Here is a 16,645-nt window from a genome sequence, read left to right as displayed (position 1 = left end):
GGTGACCGATCCATCGCCGCCCCCGGATCCGCCATTGTCGCCGGACCGTGAATACACTCGCCGGACCCATTGCGCGAAGCGGGAATCCGGCCCCCGACGGCGGCACCGGAAATGCGCCGGAATAGCGCACGGGCCGCCCGGGGAACACGACGACAGTAATGCCCGTGGTACGATCTACCGTGTCGATTTCAGCGAAATCGGGTCGCGTATGTTCGCGATCACATTCGCGATCGGCAGGCTATCGAATATCACAGACGGCGAACGTAACTCGGGCGACCGGGACGCAGAGATGGATTCTGGAGGTGCGAGCGGGCATGGCGAAGCAGGGGACCGCGGAGAAGCGGCCGAGGCGTGAGCGCGGCTCCCTCAATCCGGAGGACATCATCGAGGGCGCCTTCGAACTCGCCGAAGAGGTCTCGATCGACGGTTTGAGCATGCCCCTGCTGGGAAAGCATCTCGGCGTGGGTGTCACCAGCATCTACTGGTACTTCCGCAAGAAGGACGATCTGCTCAATGCCATGACCGACCGGGCATTGCACAAATACGCATTCGAGACGCCTTTCGTCGAAACCGGTGATTGGCGCGCCACTCTCACCGAGCACGCCCGGACGATGCGGCAGGCATTCCTCGACGATCCGATTCTGTGCGATCTGGTGCTGATTCGCGCGGCCATGAGTTCACGGGCCGGCCGCCTGGGCGCCGATATGAGCGAGGCGGTCGTGGCCAGCCTCGTCCACGCCGGATTGCCGCTGGAGGAAGCCTTCGACGCGTATTCGGCCGTTCATCTGCTCGTCCGGGGTTCGGTGGTACTGCAACGGCTCTACGACAAGAACAAGGAACTGGACGGCGAGGCGAACGCCTACTACGACAAGCTGATCTTCGAACCGGAGACGACCCCGCTGCTCGCACAGGCGACCGCGGGCGGGCGCAGGTCCGGCGCACCGGACGACCACAACTTCGAATACGGCCTGACGTGCATTCTCGATCACGCCGCGGCCCTCATCGAGGCCGCGGCCGCGAAGCCGCCGGCCCGGCGCGCCGCCGCCAAGCGGCCCGCGAAGAAGGCCGCGCCCGCCGCCGAGACCACCGAGCACGCGGCGCCCGCCCGCCGCCCGCGGAAGGCGGCCACCAGCCGCTGAGTCCCCGGCCGCCACCGGCGGCCCGCCACACCACCACCGACCGGAAGGCCTTCCCGGTCGGTGGTTTTCGTTCGGGCCGGGCGCCGGCCACACCTCGCGCCGACGTCCGCCGCGTGCGGGTCGACTCTTCCGTGCCTCATACGGTAAGTGTTACAGTTAATACCCCAACACACGGTCGTGCCGAGTCGCCGCGCGCCCGCGCCGGTCGGACCGCGCGGTCCCGCATCCGATATCGACCTGTGCGACAACGCCATCCAGGAGGTCACCGTGGCCCTGCCGACCGACGAGAACGCCGCGGCGATGCTGGCCGACCCCCGTGCGTACACCGACGAGGCCCGGTTGCACGAGGTGCTGACGGGGCTGCGCGCCGAACGGCCGATCACCCGCGTCGACGTGCCCGGGTACCACCCGTTCTGGGCCGTCACCAGACATGCGGACATCAGCGCGATCTCGCGCGCGAACACCGTGTTCACCAACTGGCCGCGTCCGGTCCTGCTCACCGCGCAGGCCGAGGAGATGCAGATCGGCGCAGGCGTGCGCACCCTGATCCACATGGACGACCCGCAGCATCGCGTGGTGCGCGCCATCGCGACCGACTGGTTCCGGCCGGCGGCGCTGAAGGCCGTGCAGGACCGCATCGACGAACTCGCGGCGCAGCACGTCGAGCAGATGTTCGCCGCCGGCGGCTCCTGCGATTTCGTCCAGGCGATCGCCAAGAACTTCCCGCTGTACGTCATCATGTCGCTGCTCGGTGTGCCGGAGGCCGACTTCCCCTTCATGCTGAAGCTCACCCAGGAGCTCATCGGCTCCAACGACGAAGAGCTCCAGCGCAAGCCGCTCACCGACGACGACACCATGTCCGCGCTGCTGGAGATGTTCGAATACTTCCGCGCGCTGACCGCCGCGCGGCGCGAGCATCCCACCGGCGATCTGGCGTCGGCGATCGCCAACGCCCGCATCGACGGCGAGCCGCTGTCGGATATCGACACCATGTCGTACTACGTCATCATCGCCACCGCCGGCCACGACACCACCAGCGCCACCATCGCCGGTGGGCTCCAGGCCCTGATCGACTTTCCGGAGCAGCGCGAACGCCTGTGCGCCGACCTCGATCTGATGCCGAAGGCGACCGAGGAGATGATCCGCTGGGTCACCCCGGTGAAGGCGTTCATGCGCACCGCGGCCGAGGACACCACCGTCGGCGGGGTCCCGATCGCCGCGGGCGAATCGGTGCTGCTGTCGTATGTGTCGGCCAACCGCGACGAGGCGGTCTTCGAGCATCCGTTCCGCTTCGACGTGGGCCGTAATCCCAACCGGCAGCTGGCATTCGGACACGGCGTGCACTTCTGCCTGGGCGCTCCCCTGGCCCGGATGGAGGTCGGCAGCTTCTTCCGGCTGCTGCTGCCGCGGCTGACCTCCCTCGACTACGACGGGACACCGCAACTGATCGCGACGACCTTCGTCGGCGGTCTCAAACATCTGCCGATCCGCTACCGCATGTCCTGACCCGGATTTCGACGATGTCCCCGGGGGGTGGTTCAGATGGAATCCGAACAGCGCGCAGCGGTGGCGGAGCGCACTTCTGCCTCGGAATAGAACCTGGCCCGCATGGAGTTACGGCACATGTTCCGGGAGCTGGTCACCCGGCTGCCCGCGGTCGTCGCCGGCGAACCGGAGTACGTGCACAGCGATTTCGTGCACGGCATCAAGCGCATGTCGCCGCGGCTGCGGTGACAACGGGCCGGGAAAGCCCCCGGCCGCGAATTCGCTTCGCCGGGGGCTTTCCAAGGTCGCGGTCTACTTCGGCTGGAAGCGCTGGGCGCCGTCGATGCGCACGACCTCGCCGTTGATGTAGGTGTTGCGCAGCAGATGCTCGGCCAGGTCGGCGTATTCGTCCGGGGCGCCGAGCCGCTTCGGGAACGGCACGGTCGCAGCGAATCTCGACAACCCCTCCGCACCGATGAGCTCCATCAGCGGGGTCCGCATGGTGCCCGGCGCGATGCTGTTGAGCCGGATCTTGACGGTGCTCAGATCCCGGGCGCCACTGAGCGTCAGCGCGATCACGCCGCCCTTCGCCGCCGAGTACGCCGACTGCCCCATCTGCCCCTCGTATCCGGCGATGGAACTGGTCATCACGATCGCGCCGCGTTCCCCGTCGGCCTTCGGCGCCAGCTTCGCGATCTTCGCCGCCGCCAGCCGCAGCACATTGTAGGTGCCGGTCAGATACAACGAGACGGTGTCGCCGAAACCCTTCAGAGTGGCCGGGCTGCCGTCCCGGTTGACCACCTTCTCCAGCACGCCGAAACCACCGTGCGCGATCACCGCGTACCGCAGCGTGCCCAGCGAATCGGCCGCTGCCAGCGCCTGTTCCACCGCATCCTCGTTCAGCACGTCGGTGCGCACGTAGACCGCCCGCTCCCCCAGCTCCGCGGCGAGCGCGCTCGCCTTGTCGTCGGCGAGATCGGCGATCACGACGCTCGCGCCCGCGGCGTGCAGGCGCCGCACCGTGGCCGCCCCCAGACCGCCGGCGCCGCCGGTCACCAGAACAACTTCACCCTCGAACGCCACTGTCTCTCCTCGCATTCCGAATGATGTCCGACACTGCATTCACACCTCGAGGACGAGCGCCCCGCCCTGGCCGCCACCCGCGCACATCGCCGCGACGCCGATACCGCCACCGCGACGGCGCAATTCGTGGATCAGGGTGGTCACCATGCGCGCGCCGGAGGCGGCGATCGGATGGCCGAGGCTGCACCCGCTGCCGGAGAAGTTCACCAGTTCCTCGTCCAGGCCGTACTTCCGGGACGCGGCGATCGGCACCGAGGCGAACGCCTCGTTGATCTCCCACAGCGCGACATCCGACGGGGACAATCCCGCACGGTCGAGCACCTTGCCGATCACCTCGACCGCACCCAGACCGGTATCGCGCGGCGGGACGGCCGCATTCGCGACGGCCCGGACGGTGGCCAGCACCGTCAGGTTCTCCGCGGCGGCGAACCCGTCGTCCACGACCACTACCGCCGCGGCGGCATCGTTGGTGCCACTGCTGTTCCCGGCGGTGATGGAGAAGCCCTCGATCTCGGGATGCAGCACCTTCAGCCCGGCCAGCCGCTCGAGGGTGGTGTCCCGGCGCGGATGCTCGTCCACCGCGAAATCGAGAACCGACCCGTCCGGCTGCTGCACCTTCAGCGGCAGGATCTCGTCGAGGAACTTCCCGGCATCGATCGCCGCGACGGCGCGCTGATGCGACCGCACCGCCCACGCGTCCATCTCCTGCCGCGAAATGCCCGCCGCCTGCGCGGTATTCCAGCCGACGGTGATCGACATGTCCTTGGTCGGCGCATCGGGCGTCTCGGGGTGACTCGGCGGGATCCACGGCTCGGCGAAGGTGAGTTCCGGCCCGGGGACGCGCATCTTCATCAGCGGCGTCATCGACAGCGACTGCACGCCACCGGCGACGAACACCCGTTCCCAGCCCGCGGCGATGTACGCGGCCGCGTCGGCGATCGCGGTGAGACTACCGGCGCAGTGCCGGTTCACCGCCTGCCCGGGGACGTGGAACCAGCCACTGTCGACCGCCGCGTGCCGAGCGAGATCGCCACCGCCGTAATGCGATTCGGCGAGGATGATGTCGTCGATCACGGCCGGGTCGATACCCGCCCGGCGCACCACCTCCGGCACCACGGCGGCCGCGAGCGTCTCCGGCGCGACGTTCACCAGCGATCCCTTGAACGATCGCCCGATGGCCGTGCGGACGGCGCCGACGATGACAGGTCTTGGCATGGTCTCAACCTCTGTATTGTCCGGCTGCCGCGCGCGGCGGCGTTCCGGAAACCGTCGTCTGGTGGTGTATCCAACTGTAAAGTTTACCGTATAGTACCCGGCAGCGCCGCGAGAACCCGCCCGCCCCGGGAGCATTCGGACAGTCATACCTACCGTTGCCACTACCGCAGCACCCTGCCGAGGAGGGTCGTCGTGGACAAGAACGACATGATTCTGATCAGCGTCGATGATCACATCATCGAACCGCCGGACATGTTCCGGAACCACCTGCCGAAGAAGTACGCCGCGGACGCACCGCGGCTGATCCACACCGACGACGGCGCCGACGTCTGGAAGTTCCGCGACGTCACGGTGCCCAACGTCGCGCTCAACGCGGTCGCCGGCCGGCCCAAGGAGGAGTACGGGCTCGAACCCGACGGGCTCGACGAGATCCGGCCGGGCTGCTTCGACGTCCACGAGCGGATCAAGGACATGAACGCCGGCGGGGTCCTGGCCTCGATGAACTTCCCGTCGTTCCCCGGCTTCGCGGCCCGGCTGTTCGCCACCGACGATCCCGAGTTCTCGCTGGCGCTGGTCCGCGCCTACAACGACTGGCACATCGACGAGTGGTGCGGCGCCTACCCGGGCCGGTTCATCCCGATGGCGCTGCCGGTGAGCTGGGACGCCGACGCCTGTGCCGCCGAGGTGCGCCGCTGTGCCGCCAAGGGTGTGCACTCGCTGACCTTCAGCGAGAACCCGGCGGCGCTGGGGTACCCCAGTTTCCACCAGCCGTACTGGAATCCGTTGTGGGAGGCGCTGATCGAGACCGATACCGTGCTCAGCATCCACATCGGCTCGTCGGGACGGCTGTCGATCCCCACGGTCGACTCACCGCCGGACGTGATGATCACCCTGCAACCGCTGAACATCGTGCAGGCGGCGGCGGACCTGCTGTGGTCCCGGCCGGTCAAGGACTATCCGGATCTCCAGATCGCGCTGTCCGAGGGCGGCACCGGCTGGATCCCCTACTTCCTGGAGCGCGTCGATCGCACCTTCGAGATGCATTCGGCTTGGACCGCACAGGATTTCGGCGGCAAGCTGCCGTCGCAGGTGTTCCGCGACCACTTCCTGACCTGCTTCATCAGCGATCCGGTCGGGGTCCGGCTGCGGCACGAGATCGGCATCGACAACATCGCCTGGGAGATGGACTATCCGCACAGCGATTCGATGTGGCCGGATGCCCCGGAGGTGCTCGAGCAGGTCCTGACCGCCGAGAACGTGCCCGACGACGAGATCGACAAGATGACCCACCGCAACGCCATGCGCTGGTACTCCTTCGATCCGTTCCAGCACATCCCGCGCGAGCAGGCCACCGTCGGCGCGCTGCGGGCCGCCGCGGCCGGTCACGACGTGAGCATCCGGGCACGCAGCCACAAGACCGTCACCGCCACACAGAAGCTCGAGACCTTCCAGACCCGGATCAAAGCGGCCACCGGGCACTCCCGCTGACCGGCGGGACCGCGAATCATGTTCCGCTACAACGGTTGTGTCCGCCACAGCGGCTCCGCGAGCGCGGAGACCGTTTCGGTGAGCGTGTCGTGCAGCTGGACCGGATCGCCCGGATACTCCGTCCGGGCGCCGGGACCGACGCAGGCGATACCGGACCGCAGCGCGCTGATCGTGCGATCGATCAGCGCCTCGTCGGCGAACGTGGTGGCCCGGCGGTTCGACCAGGCCAGCGAGATGCCCCACTCGACGATCAGGGTCAACGTGCGGTCCGGCGTCGCGACCGGATCTCGCCGGCGCGCCGGCCGGTCGCCGCGAAGCAGTTCGGCGCTGATGGCCAGTCCCGCGACGATCCGGCCCACCAGGTCCGCCGGGATCGGATGGATCGGCCCGCACCCGTCGGCCGGGTCCGGATCGTCATCGGATCCGGCCCGCTCGCCGGTCTCGTCGACGAGGCGCAGCACCCGCCGGTCGCCACCATGGTCCACGGCTCATCCGTCCTTCCGAGTACCCGAGAACCTCCCGGAGCCGTCATGGACGAGGATACGAAGGCCGCCGGGCCGCCGGGCCCGAATCGGGCGCCTACTCGGAAACCTGCTTCTTCATCCCCTCCAGGGCGATGAGCACCGGCAGCCCGGTCTCGGAGATGGCGTGCGCGTGGCCGAGCTGGTGGATGTCGAAGACCGCCCGCACCGCGGCCGTGAAGCCCTGGATGTCGAGGGTCTGGTTGACCGCGTGCTTGGCCATCCGCAGTGCGAAGGGATGTCTGGTCGCGATCTCGGCCGCCAGCTGCCGGGTCGCGGATTCCAGGTCGGCGCGGGGCACCACCCGGTTCACCATGCCGACCCGGTGCGCCTCCTCGGCATCGATGGACCGGCCGGTGAACAGGATCTCCTTCGCCAGCCGCGCGCCGAGTTCCCAGGTGTGGCCGTGGTATTCGACGCCGCCGATGCCCATCGCCAGCACCGGATCGGAGAACGTGGCGTTGTCGGCGGCGACGATCAGATCACAGGGCCAGGCCAGCAGCAGCCCACCGGCGATGCAGACGCCCCGCACCGCGGCGATCGACGGCTTGGCGATGTTGCGCCACTTCAGCGAATACTCCAGGAAGCGGCGGGTCTCGGATTCGTAGACCTCCGACACCAGCCACTTCGCCCCGGCGTCCCGCGTGTTCCAGGTCCTCGGGTCGATGTCGTGGCCGGAGGAGAAGTGTTTCCCGTTGCCGCGCAACACGATCACCCGCACCTCCGGATCGCGGTCCGCGCGCGTCCAGGCCGCGTCCAGTTCGTCCAGCAGCGGCATGTTCTGGGCGTTGGCCAGTTCCGGCCGGTTCAGGGTGATGGTCGCGACGGCGTCGGCGACGTCGTACAGCACGAGATCAGCGCTCATGGTGATTCTGTCCTTGCGTGGGCAGGGTCTCGGCGCGCCGCGACCCTGGGCGGGGAATAGTTCGGTTTGCCGAGTCCGAGGACGTGCTGCGCGATCATGTTCCGGAACACCTCGAGCGTGCCGCCGTAGATGCCGCACAGCGGCGCCCAGCGGTACAGGTATTCGGCGGCACCGTCATCGGCGGAACCGGCGGTGTCGGCCGGCAGCAGCGCGGTGGGGCCCAGGATGTCCATCAGATCCGGCGCGATGTCGCGCATCGTCTGCGCGACCGCGACCCGGCCGAAGATGCCCGGCGTGCCCAGCGCCGCCTCCGCGCGGGCGAGGCTGCGGCCCAGCCGCATCGCCACCGACGCGTCGTCGATCCGGCACCGCCCGTCCGCCCCCGGCTCGGACAGGATCGCGGCGGCCTTGTCGATCGTGGTCAGCATGTGCCAGCCCTGATGCCCCAGGATGGACACGTCGGCCAGGCCGTCGGTCTCGGCGGCGACATTGCCGTGCTCCTCGTCCAGCGGGGCGCGCAGCACGTTCCAGCCGTCGTTCACCTCACCGAGCCGGTACCGGTCCGGGACCCGGACGTCGCTGTAGTAGACGATGTTGGTGCGGTCGCCGTCGACGGTGCGGATACCTTGGATCTCGATGCCCGGGGTGTCCAGCGGCACCAGGAACATGGTGAGGCTCTTGTGTTTCCGCGCGGTGGGGTCGGTGTTGGTGATGAGGAAGACGTACCGGCAGTTGTGCGCGCCGGTGGTGAACATCTTGGCGCCGTTGATCACCCAGTCGTCGCCGTCGCGGACCGCGCGGGTCTTGCAGGTCGCGACATCGGAGCCGCCCTCGGGTTCGGTGTAGCCCAGGCACAGCCGGACCGAACCGTCGCGCACCCCGGGCAGCACCTCCGCCTGCAACTGCGGCGATCCGTGCCGGCGCACCGAGGCCGCGACGATCTGGGTGGTGCCCCAGGTGACCCAGGGCACGTGCACCCGGCGGCGCTCCAACTGCCACAGCCGCCGCTGGACCCGCGTCAGGGTGTCGTCGAATTCGGCGGCGAGCCAGCCGCCGGCCCCCAGCGCCAGATGGACGCCCTCGTCGAAATTGTCGCCGGTCTCGCGGTCGCGGCGGCGCACCTCGTCGGTGACGTGTTCGGCCAGGATCGCCCGAGCGCGCGCGAGGAAGGCCGAATCCTCTTCGGACAGTTGCACTGTCGAGAAATCCATGATGTTCTCCGATCTAGACCGGGGCCGGGCGGGACGAGCCCGAGACATGGCCGGCGAGCAGGATCGCCGCCCGCCGCGCGCTGGCGGCCGGGTCGCCGCCGGCCAGCGGCCAGCCCCGGGCCCGGACCAGATGGCCCGACGCCGCGGACTCCGCCGCCACACCCAGACCGCCCTGGATGTGCACCGCCACGGTCGCCGCCCTCGCGGCCTCCTCGGCCATGAAAACGAAAGCCGCCGAGGCGAGTTCGTCGCGCACACCCGGCTCGAACTCCAGGAACCAGGCCGCGCGCCGGGACAGCGCCCGGCCGGACCGCACGACGATGGCGTTGTTCGCCAGCGGATGCGAAATCCCTTGCAACGTCGAGATCGGGACGCCCAGGGTGTAGCGGGTGGTGGCGAATTCGGCGGCGATCCGGGTGGTCTCGTCGACCAGGCCGACCAGCGCCGCCGCCGTCAGCAACCGCCATTCGTCGAGTGCGGTGGCGTAGTGCGCCGCGGCCGCGTCGCCGGACGCGACGACCCGCGCTCCCGCCGCGGGATCGATCCACGCCAGCGGCAACCGGCCCAGATTGGCGACCGGGTCCGGCCGGGTGTCCGGGGTCAGCCACACGATGTCCCCGCCGTGCCGGGCGACGATCTCGTCGGCGACCGCGGCGGCGGGGATCAGCCGGGGCCCGGCCGCGACGTCCAGGCACGCGTCGACAGTGGCGATGCGGCGCCCGGACACCAGGTCCGGGGCATCGGTCAGCGCACCCAGCCGAGCCAGAAGCCTTGTGGCACAGACGTGTTCGATCCACGGCACGGGGGCCGACGTGCGGCCGAGCTCCTCGGCCACCAGCACCAGGTCCACCAGCGTGGCCCCGTCGCCGCCGACGGACTCCGGCAGCGCCATCGAGGTCGCGCCGGTGGCACACAGCTGATCCCAGAGGTTCCGGTCGAAACCGGTCGGCTCCGCGGCCCGGACGACATCGATCGGGGACCGGGTGGCGAAGAATTTCGCGTAGACCGCCTGCACCTCGGTCTGGTCCTCCGACAGGCTGTAGTCCAGCCGCCGCAATTCGTAGCGGTCCATGCCGTTCTCCTTTCTCCGGCCGAGCGGTGACATGTCACGCATCGGCGGATCGTTCGCCGAAGAAGAAGTCCTTCGCGTTGCGGTACAGATAGTTGTCGCGCACGTCGCCGGGCAGATCCAGCGCCAGCGCCTCCGGAACCACCCGGCGCTGCGACAGCACCGGCCAATCGGAACCGAAGATGACCCTGTCCTTGCCGCGGGTGCGCATGTAGTGCAACAGGCTCTCCGGCAGCCGCTTCGGTGACCACGCCGAGGTCATCAGCCGCAGGTTCCGGTATTTGATCAGCAGCCGGACGGCCACGTCCCACCACGGGTCGGCGCCGTGCATCATGCACAGTTTCAGTTCGGGGAAGCGCACGCAGACCCGGTCCAGGTGGATCGGATTCTGCACCTCACCGGGCAGCGGCGGGCCCGGGAGACCGGTGTTGAGACACAGCGGCAGGCCCAGTTCGGCGCATTTGGTGTAGAGCGGGTAGTAGACCGCGTCGCTGGGCGGATACATCCCGTCACCCCAGAAGCTCGGTCCCACCACGGCATACGAGACCGGGAGGTCGCGCACGGCCGCGGTCAGCTCCCGCAGCGAGGCCATGGGACGCAGCAGATTCATGCCGCCGATGCTCAGCGAGAAGCGGTCCGGCCGGGCCTCGACGAATTTCCGCGCGGTCACCGAGGGTTTGGCCAGCGAATCCATCAGGATCGCCCGCTCCACCCCCTGCTCGTCCATCTCGTCGAGCAACCGCTCGAGATCGACCTGCTCGTACATCGCGGCCGGGCCCTTGAAATAATCCTCGCGGACCGCCTGCATCCATTTCGGTTGTTCCATCTCGCCGAAATGCACGTTGACCAGACAATCGATTACCCGGTGATTCATGATTCTCCGTTGTCCGTGCCGATGTCCGCGGCGGCGCGCTGCCCCGCCCAGCGGTAGTCCGGTTTGCCGTTGCCGAGCCGCGCGATCGCGCCGACGAAGATGAACCGCTTGGGAACCTTGTATCCGGCGAGCATCGCACGGCACGCCGCCCGCAGTTCGCCGGCGGTCGGGACCGGGAAGTCGCGGGCGCAGACCAGCGCGACGACTTCCTGCCCCCAGCGCTCGCTGGCCCGGCCGACCACCAGGGCGTCGCGAATTCCCTTGTGCGCCCGCAGGATCTCCTCGACCTCCTCGACGAAGACCTTCTCGCCGCCGGTGTTGACGACCAGCGAGTCCCGCCCGAGCAGCCGGAGGCTGCCGTCGGCGTCGACGGTGGCCCGGTCGCCGGGGACGGCCATGCGCACGCCGTCGATCACCGGGAAGGTCCGCTCGGTGGCCGCCCGATCGTCGAGATACCCCAGCGGCACCCGCCCGACCCTTGCCGCCCAGCCGATCTCGGTGTCGCCGGGCGCCAGGAACCGGGTGCGGTCCGCGGAGACCGCGACGCCACCGGGCATCAGCGCGAACGTCTCGATCTGCCGGTCCCGGCTGCTGTGGCCGAAGGCCATGCCGCCGGTCTCCGACGACCCGTAGCCCTCCACGATGGTCACCTGCGGCAGCAGTTCGATCAGCGCGCGCTTGTGCTCCGGGTTCGTGGCCGCGCCACCGGTGCCGATCGAGGTCAGGGTGGCCAGTTCATAGTCGCCGGAACGCAATTCGTCCACCAGTGGACCGGCGAAGGCGTCGCCGACGATGGTCATCATCGTCGCCCGCGCGCGCGCCGCGGTGGTGAGGGCCTTGCGCGCGTCGAACTTGTCGCGGTCGTCGTAGAGCACCACCGTCTGCCCGGTCAGCACCCCGCCCAGCACCGTCCACGTCCCGGCGGCGTGCAGCAGCGGCGAGGCCGCCAGCCACACCTGCCCGGTGGCACGGGCCAAGGCGTGCAACGGTTCCGCGCTGTCGTGATCGCTGCCGCGCATCGCGGACACGTACATGTCGCTCTGCCGCCACAGCACACCCTTGGGACGGCCGGTGGTGCCGCCGGTGCACATCATGATCAGGTCGTCGGGATCCGGTTCGATCACCCGATCCGGATCGCCGAGGGCCAGCAGATCGTCGTAGGACACCGCGCCGGGCAGTTCGTCCACCCCGCTGCCGTCCTCGACCGAGATCAGCAGATCGAGATCCATCCCGGCCGCCACCTCGGCGACCTTCTCGCCGAATCCGCGGTGGTACACGATGACTCGGGGCCCGACGTAGTCCAGCAGTTCCCGGATCTCGCGAGCGGTGTAGTAGTGGTTGACGTTGACCGGGACCGTGCGGGCCTTCAGGCAGCCCAGCATGACGTCGGTGTAGCGATCGTTGCGCATGATCATCGCGACCCGGTCCTGGCCGCATTCCCAGCGCTCGAGCCGAGCGCGCGGCGTCCGCACCCCGAATCCCCGTGTCGCCAGCTGATCGGCGAAACGCCGGGTGTTCGAGACGGTGTCGGCGAAGGTGGCCCGGCGGTCGCCGCAGACGGTCATCACCCGATCGGGTACCGCCGCGGCGATCGCGTCCAGGACCTGGCCGAGGGTCCATTCGGTCATGGCCGGCCCAGCAGTTCGACGGCGTTGCCGCGCATGATCCTCCGGAGGCCGGCGGCATCGAAGCCGCCCAGTTCGCGGACGTATTCCATCGGCTGCCCGAGACCTTCGCCGTGCGGCCGGTCGGAGCCGTTCTCGATGCCGGCCACCCGCAGACCGGGATTGCGGTCGAAGACGCCGTCCACGATCATCGAGGCCATCGTGTCGTGGACGGCGCGATCGTCGACGAGGATCTTCTCCAGCGGGGTGGAGCCGCCGAACGCCTCGAAAGTGTCCTTCCCGCCCCACATTCCGGCGATCGTGCGATAGCCGCTGTCGCCGAGGTGGAAGGCGACGGGGACCCCGGCCCCGGCGGGTTCGTAGTAGTGGTTGTCGACGTCGATCGCCCGATAGGTGAGCGTGCTCATCACTGTCCCTTCTCCGAGACCCGCCGAACGACCGGCGACAAGCGTCACAGATGCCATTACTGTATATCTATCCATAGCACATCGCGCAAGGGTCCGGGCACTCCGCGAGTACCGGGAGGAACTCATACCGGATCATCTACTGTAAGTACCGTGGTAAGGTCTACCGAAGATCGAAACCGAGTGTCGGACAGGCCGGAACGACTGCGGAGGGGAGGCGCGGGTGATGACCGGACGGCGGACCACCACGACGCGGCGGCGCCGCGTGCGAGGCTCCCTCAACCCGGAGGACATCCTCGAGGGCGCATTCGAGCTCGCGGCGCAGGTGTCGCTCGACGGGCTGAGCATGCCGATGCTGGGACGGCATCTCGGTATCGGCGTCACGAGCATCTACTGGTACTTCCACAAGAAGGACGATCTGCTGGACGCGATGGCCGAGCGCGCACTGCACCGGTACGTCTTCGAGACGACCCTCGAGGACGGCGGCGACTGGCGGGAGACGCTGCGCGGGCACGCCTGCCGGATGCGGCGCGCCTTCCTGGCGAATCCGGTCCTGTGCGATCTCCTCCTGATCCGGTCCGCGCGCAGCCCGCATCTGGTCCGGGTCGGCGCGCAGGTGACCGAGCAGGTCATCACGACACTGGTCGATCTCGGACTCTCGCTCGGCGACGCCTGCGATACGTTCTCGGCCGTGCAGTTGCACGTCCGCGGCTCGGTGGTGCTGCGCCGGCTGCACGACAGGAACCAGGCGCTCAACGGATCTCCCGGCAGCGGTCACCACGACAGCGCCGTCATCGATCCGGCGACCACCCCGCTGCTCGCCGCGGCGCTGGCCGGCGGGCGGGGCGGCGGCATGCCCGACGACCACAACTTCGAGGTCGGCCTGGACTACATCCTCGACCACGCCGGCCGATTGATCGCCGCCGGCTCGGGCGCGCGGCGGATCGGTGCCCCGGCGCCGGATCGCGACCCGGCGCCGGCCGATCGGATCGCGCCCACGGGCTGACCCTCGGGATCTCGGGGCCGGCTCCCGGCGCGTGCCGGGCGGTCCGGTCCCCGGAGCCAGCGGCCGCGGGGCCGTTCCGTCATTCCAGCCCGGGTTCGGGGACGTGGAAGTGCTCGTCGCGCAGGCGGAATGCCTCCTTGGTGCCGTGCGCGGCGCGCGTCTTCACGAAATTGAACTCCCCCGGGGCGAACTGCAAATTCGTGCCGAAGGCGTGGAACAGATAACTGGCGACCTCCTCGCCCTGATACGCCTGGCTCTGCTCCACCAGCCGGAACGCCTCCTTCGCGATGACGACACCGTCGGCGGGCATCTTCGCCGCCTTCTCCGCCCAGTACCGGGCCCGCGCGGTCACCGCGGCGGCAGCGCAGGTCTCGGTGAAGACCCCGAACCGCTCGACCGTCCCGGCCTCGATGATGTCCCCGGTGAGCAGCAGCCGGCGGGCCAGCACCGGGCCGAGCCGATGGAAGAACATGTGCAGGCTCCCCAGCGCGGGACCGAGGAATCGGGTGGCGGGCATCCCGATCCGGGTATCGCGCGCGATCACCGAGATATCGGTCATCAACGCCATCTCGAAGCCACCGCCGAGGGCGTAGCCGCCGATCTCGCCGACAGTCACCTTCGGAAAGCCCAGCAGAGTGTGATAGAAGTCGAAAGTCTTGCGGTCCACGGTCAATCGGCGCCGCTGACTCGGGCGTGACTTCGCCGGGCCGCCGTCGCTCTTGTCCTCCCCGTACCAGCCGTAGGCATTGTTCATGTCCGCGCCGGTGCTGAACACTCCCCCGGCCCCCCGCAGCAGGACCACCGTGATGTCGTCGTCCTCGGCGACGACATCCAGCAGCCGTGCCACCTCGTCGCGCATCGCCGCGTCGTAGGAATTGCGCTGGGCCGGATTGTTGAACGTGATGGTGGCGATCCGGCGATCGGGATCGAGGTCGAACAGCACTCGGCCGTCGGCTGCGCTGGATTGGCTCATCGGTGGGAATTCCTCTCGGAGGTCGTCGGCGGTGCGCCGGGATCAGGCGGATGTTTCGGGACCCGCGGTGGAGATCGGGCGCCGCGCGCCGTACCGCGCGCCGGTCAGGCGTTCCGGCGGGAGTGCGACGGTGCTGGTGGTCGCACTACAGAGCTGTTCGTCGTGCAGGGTCAGCCGGGCGGCGGAATCCACGCCACGCTCGCCGAGCGTGCGGGTGATATCGAAGCGCAGTTCGACCAGGATCGGTGTCGGCCGGCGGTAGGCCAGATGCAGTGACCGTGTTCTACCGGCCCGCCCGGCGACGCAATTGTGGTGCTGGACGACGCAATCGAAGAACACCGCGAGGAAGCCGCCGTGGACCGAGCCCGGCGGACCCTCGTAATTGACCGGGAAGCACACCCGGCCGGTCGCGCTCCCGGCGTCCAGGGTGTCGAATTCGTATTCGGGAAAGGCGGGATTGAACGCACCGATATCGGCGGCGTGGTCCAGATACACCCGGCGTTCGGGGCCGTCGTCGCCGAGCCGGGGCCGGCCGTCCGGCGGCGCCGCCGTGCGCAGCGCCTGCTCCCATTGCGCCGCCCGGTCGAGAAACTGCCCGACCACGGGGTGTTCGTGTTCCAGCGACAGCAGCAGTCCGCTCAGCCTGCGCAGGGCGCCCGCGGCATCCCGTGTCTGCGTCAGCGGGCGCTCACCGAATCGCAGCCCGTCCCCGGGCTCGTCGCGGGCCGCGACCGTGCCGTTGCCGTCCTCGTGCACCATGCGATCCCACTTCCCGCGATCATCACTACCGTTCCAAAGCCTAACGGTATTGTCTACTGTATGAGTAACAGTGATGGCAGGGAGAAGGTGACCTCCGCAGTGTGTGAAGACAGCGACCCCGACGGCGTCGTGACGGCGGAGCACGACGGGCCGATCCTGCGCATCACGATCGACCGGCCGCACCGGCACAACGCGCTCAGTGCGCCGATGGTCGACTCGTTCGTCGCGATCCTGACCGCCGCCGCGAGCGATGAGGCGGTGCGCGCGGTGCACATTCGCGGCGCCGGCGCCGACTTCTGTTCCGGCGTCGACCTGGCGGGCAGCACGGCGCAACGGGAGCACCGGCCGCGCACCGGCGCCCTGCTGCGGACCATCCCGCTCACCGCGCACCGGGTGGTGGAACTGGTGCACCTGCTGCATCTGCCGGTGGTCGCCACCGTGCGCGGCTGGGCCACCGGACTCGGCTGCAATCTGGCCCTGGCGGCGGACTTCACCGTGGCCGATGCGGCGGCGGTGTTCTGGGAGCCGTTCCTGCGCCGCGGTTTCAGCGCCGACTCGGGCTCGACCTGGTTGCTGCCCCGGCTGGTCGGGCTGGCCCGCGCCAAACGCATGCTGCTGCTCGGCGAGCAGGTGACCGCCGGCCAGGCCGCCGCGTGGGGCCTCATCCACGCCAGCGCGCCCGCGACCGAACTGGACCGGATCACCGAGGAGTTGCTCGAGCGCCTGGCCGCCGCGCCGACGGTCGCCTACGGGCTGACCAAGCAGGCGATCGCCTTCGGACAGCACGCCACCCTCGCGCAGTCCATGACCCAGGAGCTGTTCGACGTGGAATTGTCCTCCCGGACACAAGATTTCAAGGAGGGCGTCGCGGCCTTCGCGGAACGGCGGGCGCCGAAGTTCCAGGGCCGCTGAGCAATCGCCGCACCCC

The 16,645-nt window shown here is 69.1% G+C and carries 16 protein-coding genes and 1 pseudogene; 6 read left to right on the top strand and 11 right to left on the bottom strand.

Going from position 1 to position 16,645, the window contains the following annotated elements:
• The first annotated feature begins 314 nt into the window (after positions 1–314).
• The 3 genes from LBW94_RS31000 to LBW94_RS30990 all read left to right on the top strand — a co-directional run bounded on the left by LBW94_RS31000 (position 315) and on the right by LBW94_RS30990 (position 2,873).
• Positions 315–1,139 carry a TetR/AcrR family transcriptional regulator gene (locus LBW94_RS31000; protein ID WP_225058881.1) on the top strand — a complete coding sequence of 275 codons (825 nt, stop codon included), beginning with the start codon at positions 315–317 and terminating at the stop codon, positions 1,137–1,139.
• Between the two features lie 300 nt (positions 1,140–1,439).
• Positions 1,440–2,645 carry a cytochrome P450 gene (locus tag LBW94_RS30995; protein ID WP_225058998.1) on the top strand — a complete coding sequence of 402 codons (1,206 nt, stop codon included), beginning with the start codon at positions 1,440–1,442 and terminating at the stop codon, positions 2,643–2,645.
• A 102-nt stretch (positions 2,646–2,747) separates the two neighbouring features.
• On the top strand, positions 2,748–2,873 hold the full coding sequence (locus LBW94_RS30990) for a hypothetical protein (protein ID WP_255634510.1): 126 nt from the start codon (positions 2,748–2,750) through the stop codon (positions 2,871–2,873).
• 63 nt (positions 2,874–2,936) lie between these two features.
• Here LBW94_RS30990 and LBW94_RS30985 read toward each other — a convergent pair whose 3' ends face one another.
• Together LBW94_RS30985 and LBW94_RS30980 are read right to left on the bottom strand one after the other, a co-directional pair.
• On the bottom strand, positions 2,937–3,707 hold the full coding sequence (locus LBW94_RS30985) for an SDR family NAD(P)-dependent oxidoreductase (protein ID WP_225058882.1): 771 nt from the start codon (positions 3,705–3,707) through the stop codon (positions 2,937–2,939).
• A 39-nt stretch (positions 3,708–3,746) separates the two neighbouring features.
• The gene (locus LBW94_RS30980; RefSeq protein WP_225058883.1) at positions 3,747–4,922 is read right to left on the bottom strand and encodes a thiolase family protein; all 1,176 of its coding nucleotides are present in this window, start codon (positions 4,920–4,922) and stop codon (positions 3,747–3,749) included.
• Between the two features lie 192 nt (positions 4,923–5,114).
• Between LBW94_RS30980 and LBW94_RS30975 the strand changes: the two genes are divergently transcribed.
• A complete protein-coding gene (locus LBW94_RS30975; protein WP_225058884.1) occupies positions 5,115–6,410 on the top strand; it encodes an amidohydrolase family protein in 1,296 nt (431 codons plus the stop codon).
• A gap of 26 nt (positions 6,411–6,436) precedes the next feature.
• Here LBW94_RS30975 and LBW94_RS30970 read toward each other — a convergent pair whose 3' ends face one another.
• The 7 genes and pseudogenes from LBW94_RS30970 to LBW94_RS30940 form a co-directional block, all read right to left on the bottom strand.
• Positions 6,437–6,895, bottom strand: coding sequence for a hypothetical protein (locus LBW94_RS30970; RefSeq protein WP_225058885.1), 459 nt, complete (start codon positions 6,893–6,895; stop codon positions 6,437–6,439).
• Between the two features lie 94 nt (positions 6,896–6,989).
• Positions 6,990–7,796: an enoyl-CoA hydratase gene (locus tag LBW94_RS30965; protein WP_225058886.1), complete on the bottom strand. Its 807-nt coding sequence runs from the start codon at positions 7,794–7,796 to the stop codon at positions 6,990–6,992.
• Positions 7,793–9,007 (bottom strand): acyl-CoA dehydrogenase family protein, encoded by a 1,215-nt coding sequence (locus LBW94_RS30960; RefSeq protein WP_225058887.1) that lies wholly within the window; start codon positions 9,005–9,007, stop codon positions 7,793–7,795. The genes LBW94_RS30965 and LBW94_RS30960 overlap by 4 nt, the downstream gene beginning before the upstream one ends.
• A gap of 13 nt (positions 9,008–9,020) precedes the next feature.
• Positions 9,021–10,079: an acyl-CoA dehydrogenase family protein gene (locus tag LBW94_RS30955; RefSeq protein WP_225058888.1), complete on the bottom strand. Its 1,059-nt coding sequence runs from the start codon at positions 10,077–10,079 to the stop codon at positions 9,021–9,023.
• Positions 10,080–10,113: 34 nt separating this feature from the next.
• Positions 10,114–10,950: an amidohydrolase family protein gene (locus tag LBW94_RS30950; protein WP_225058889.1), complete on the bottom strand. Its 837-nt coding sequence runs from the start codon at positions 10,948–10,950 to the stop codon at positions 10,114–10,116.
• Positions 10,947–12,578, bottom strand: coding sequence for an AMP-binding protein (locus LBW94_RS30945; RefSeq protein WP_225058890.1), 1,632 nt, complete (start codon positions 12,576–12,578; stop codon positions 10,947–10,949). Before LBW94_RS30945 ends, LBW94_RS30950 begins: the two co-directional genes overlap by 4 nt.
• Positions 12,575–12,928 (bottom strand): annotated as a pseudogene (locus LBW94_RS30940) (hypothetical protein); the annotation flags it as partial. The gene LBW94_RS30945 and the pseudogene LBW94_RS30940, both read right to left, overlap by 4 nt.
• Before the next feature lie 277 nt (positions 12,929–13,205).
• On the opposite strand from LBW94_RS30940, the gene LBW94_RS30935 reads away from it, so the two are divergent.
• The gene (locus tag LBW94_RS30935) at positions 13,206–13,985 is read left to right on the top strand and encodes a TetR/AcrR family transcriptional regulator (RefSeq protein ID WP_225058891.1); all 780 of its coding nucleotides are present in this window, start codon (positions 13,206–13,208) and stop codon (positions 13,983–13,985) included.
• A gap of 79 nt (positions 13,986–14,064) precedes the next feature.
• Here LBW94_RS30935 and LBW94_RS30930 read toward each other — a convergent pair whose 3' ends face one another.
• The gene (locus tag LBW94_RS30930; protein WP_225058892.1) at positions 14,065–14,958 is read right to left on the bottom strand and encodes an enoyl-CoA hydratase/isomerase family protein; all 894 of its coding nucleotides are present in this window, start codon (positions 14,956–14,958) and stop codon (positions 14,065–14,067) included.
• Positions 14,959–15,000: 42 nt separating this feature from the next.
• Complete coding sequence (locus LBW94_RS30925) at positions 15,001–15,717, bottom strand: PaaI family thioesterase (RefSeq protein WP_225058893.1); 717 nt, start codon at positions 15,715–15,717, stop codon at positions 15,001–15,003.
• A 60-nt stretch (positions 15,718–15,777) separates the two neighbouring features.
• Between LBW94_RS30925 and LBW94_RS30920 the strand changes: the two genes are divergently transcribed.
• Positions 15,778–16,629, top strand: coding sequence for an enoyl-CoA hydratase/isomerase family protein (locus tag LBW94_RS30920; RefSeq protein ID WP_225058894.1), 852 nt, complete (start codon positions 15,778–15,780; stop codon positions 16,627–16,629).
• Positions 16,630–16,645: the final 16 nt, after the last annotated feature.

The organism is Nocardia sp. alder85J, from assembly GCF_020176955.2.
Lineage (GTDB): Bacteria > Actinomycetota > Actinomycetes > Mycobacteriales > Mycobacteriaceae > Nocardia.
This window is presented reverse-complemented; position numbering and strand designations above follow the sequence as displayed.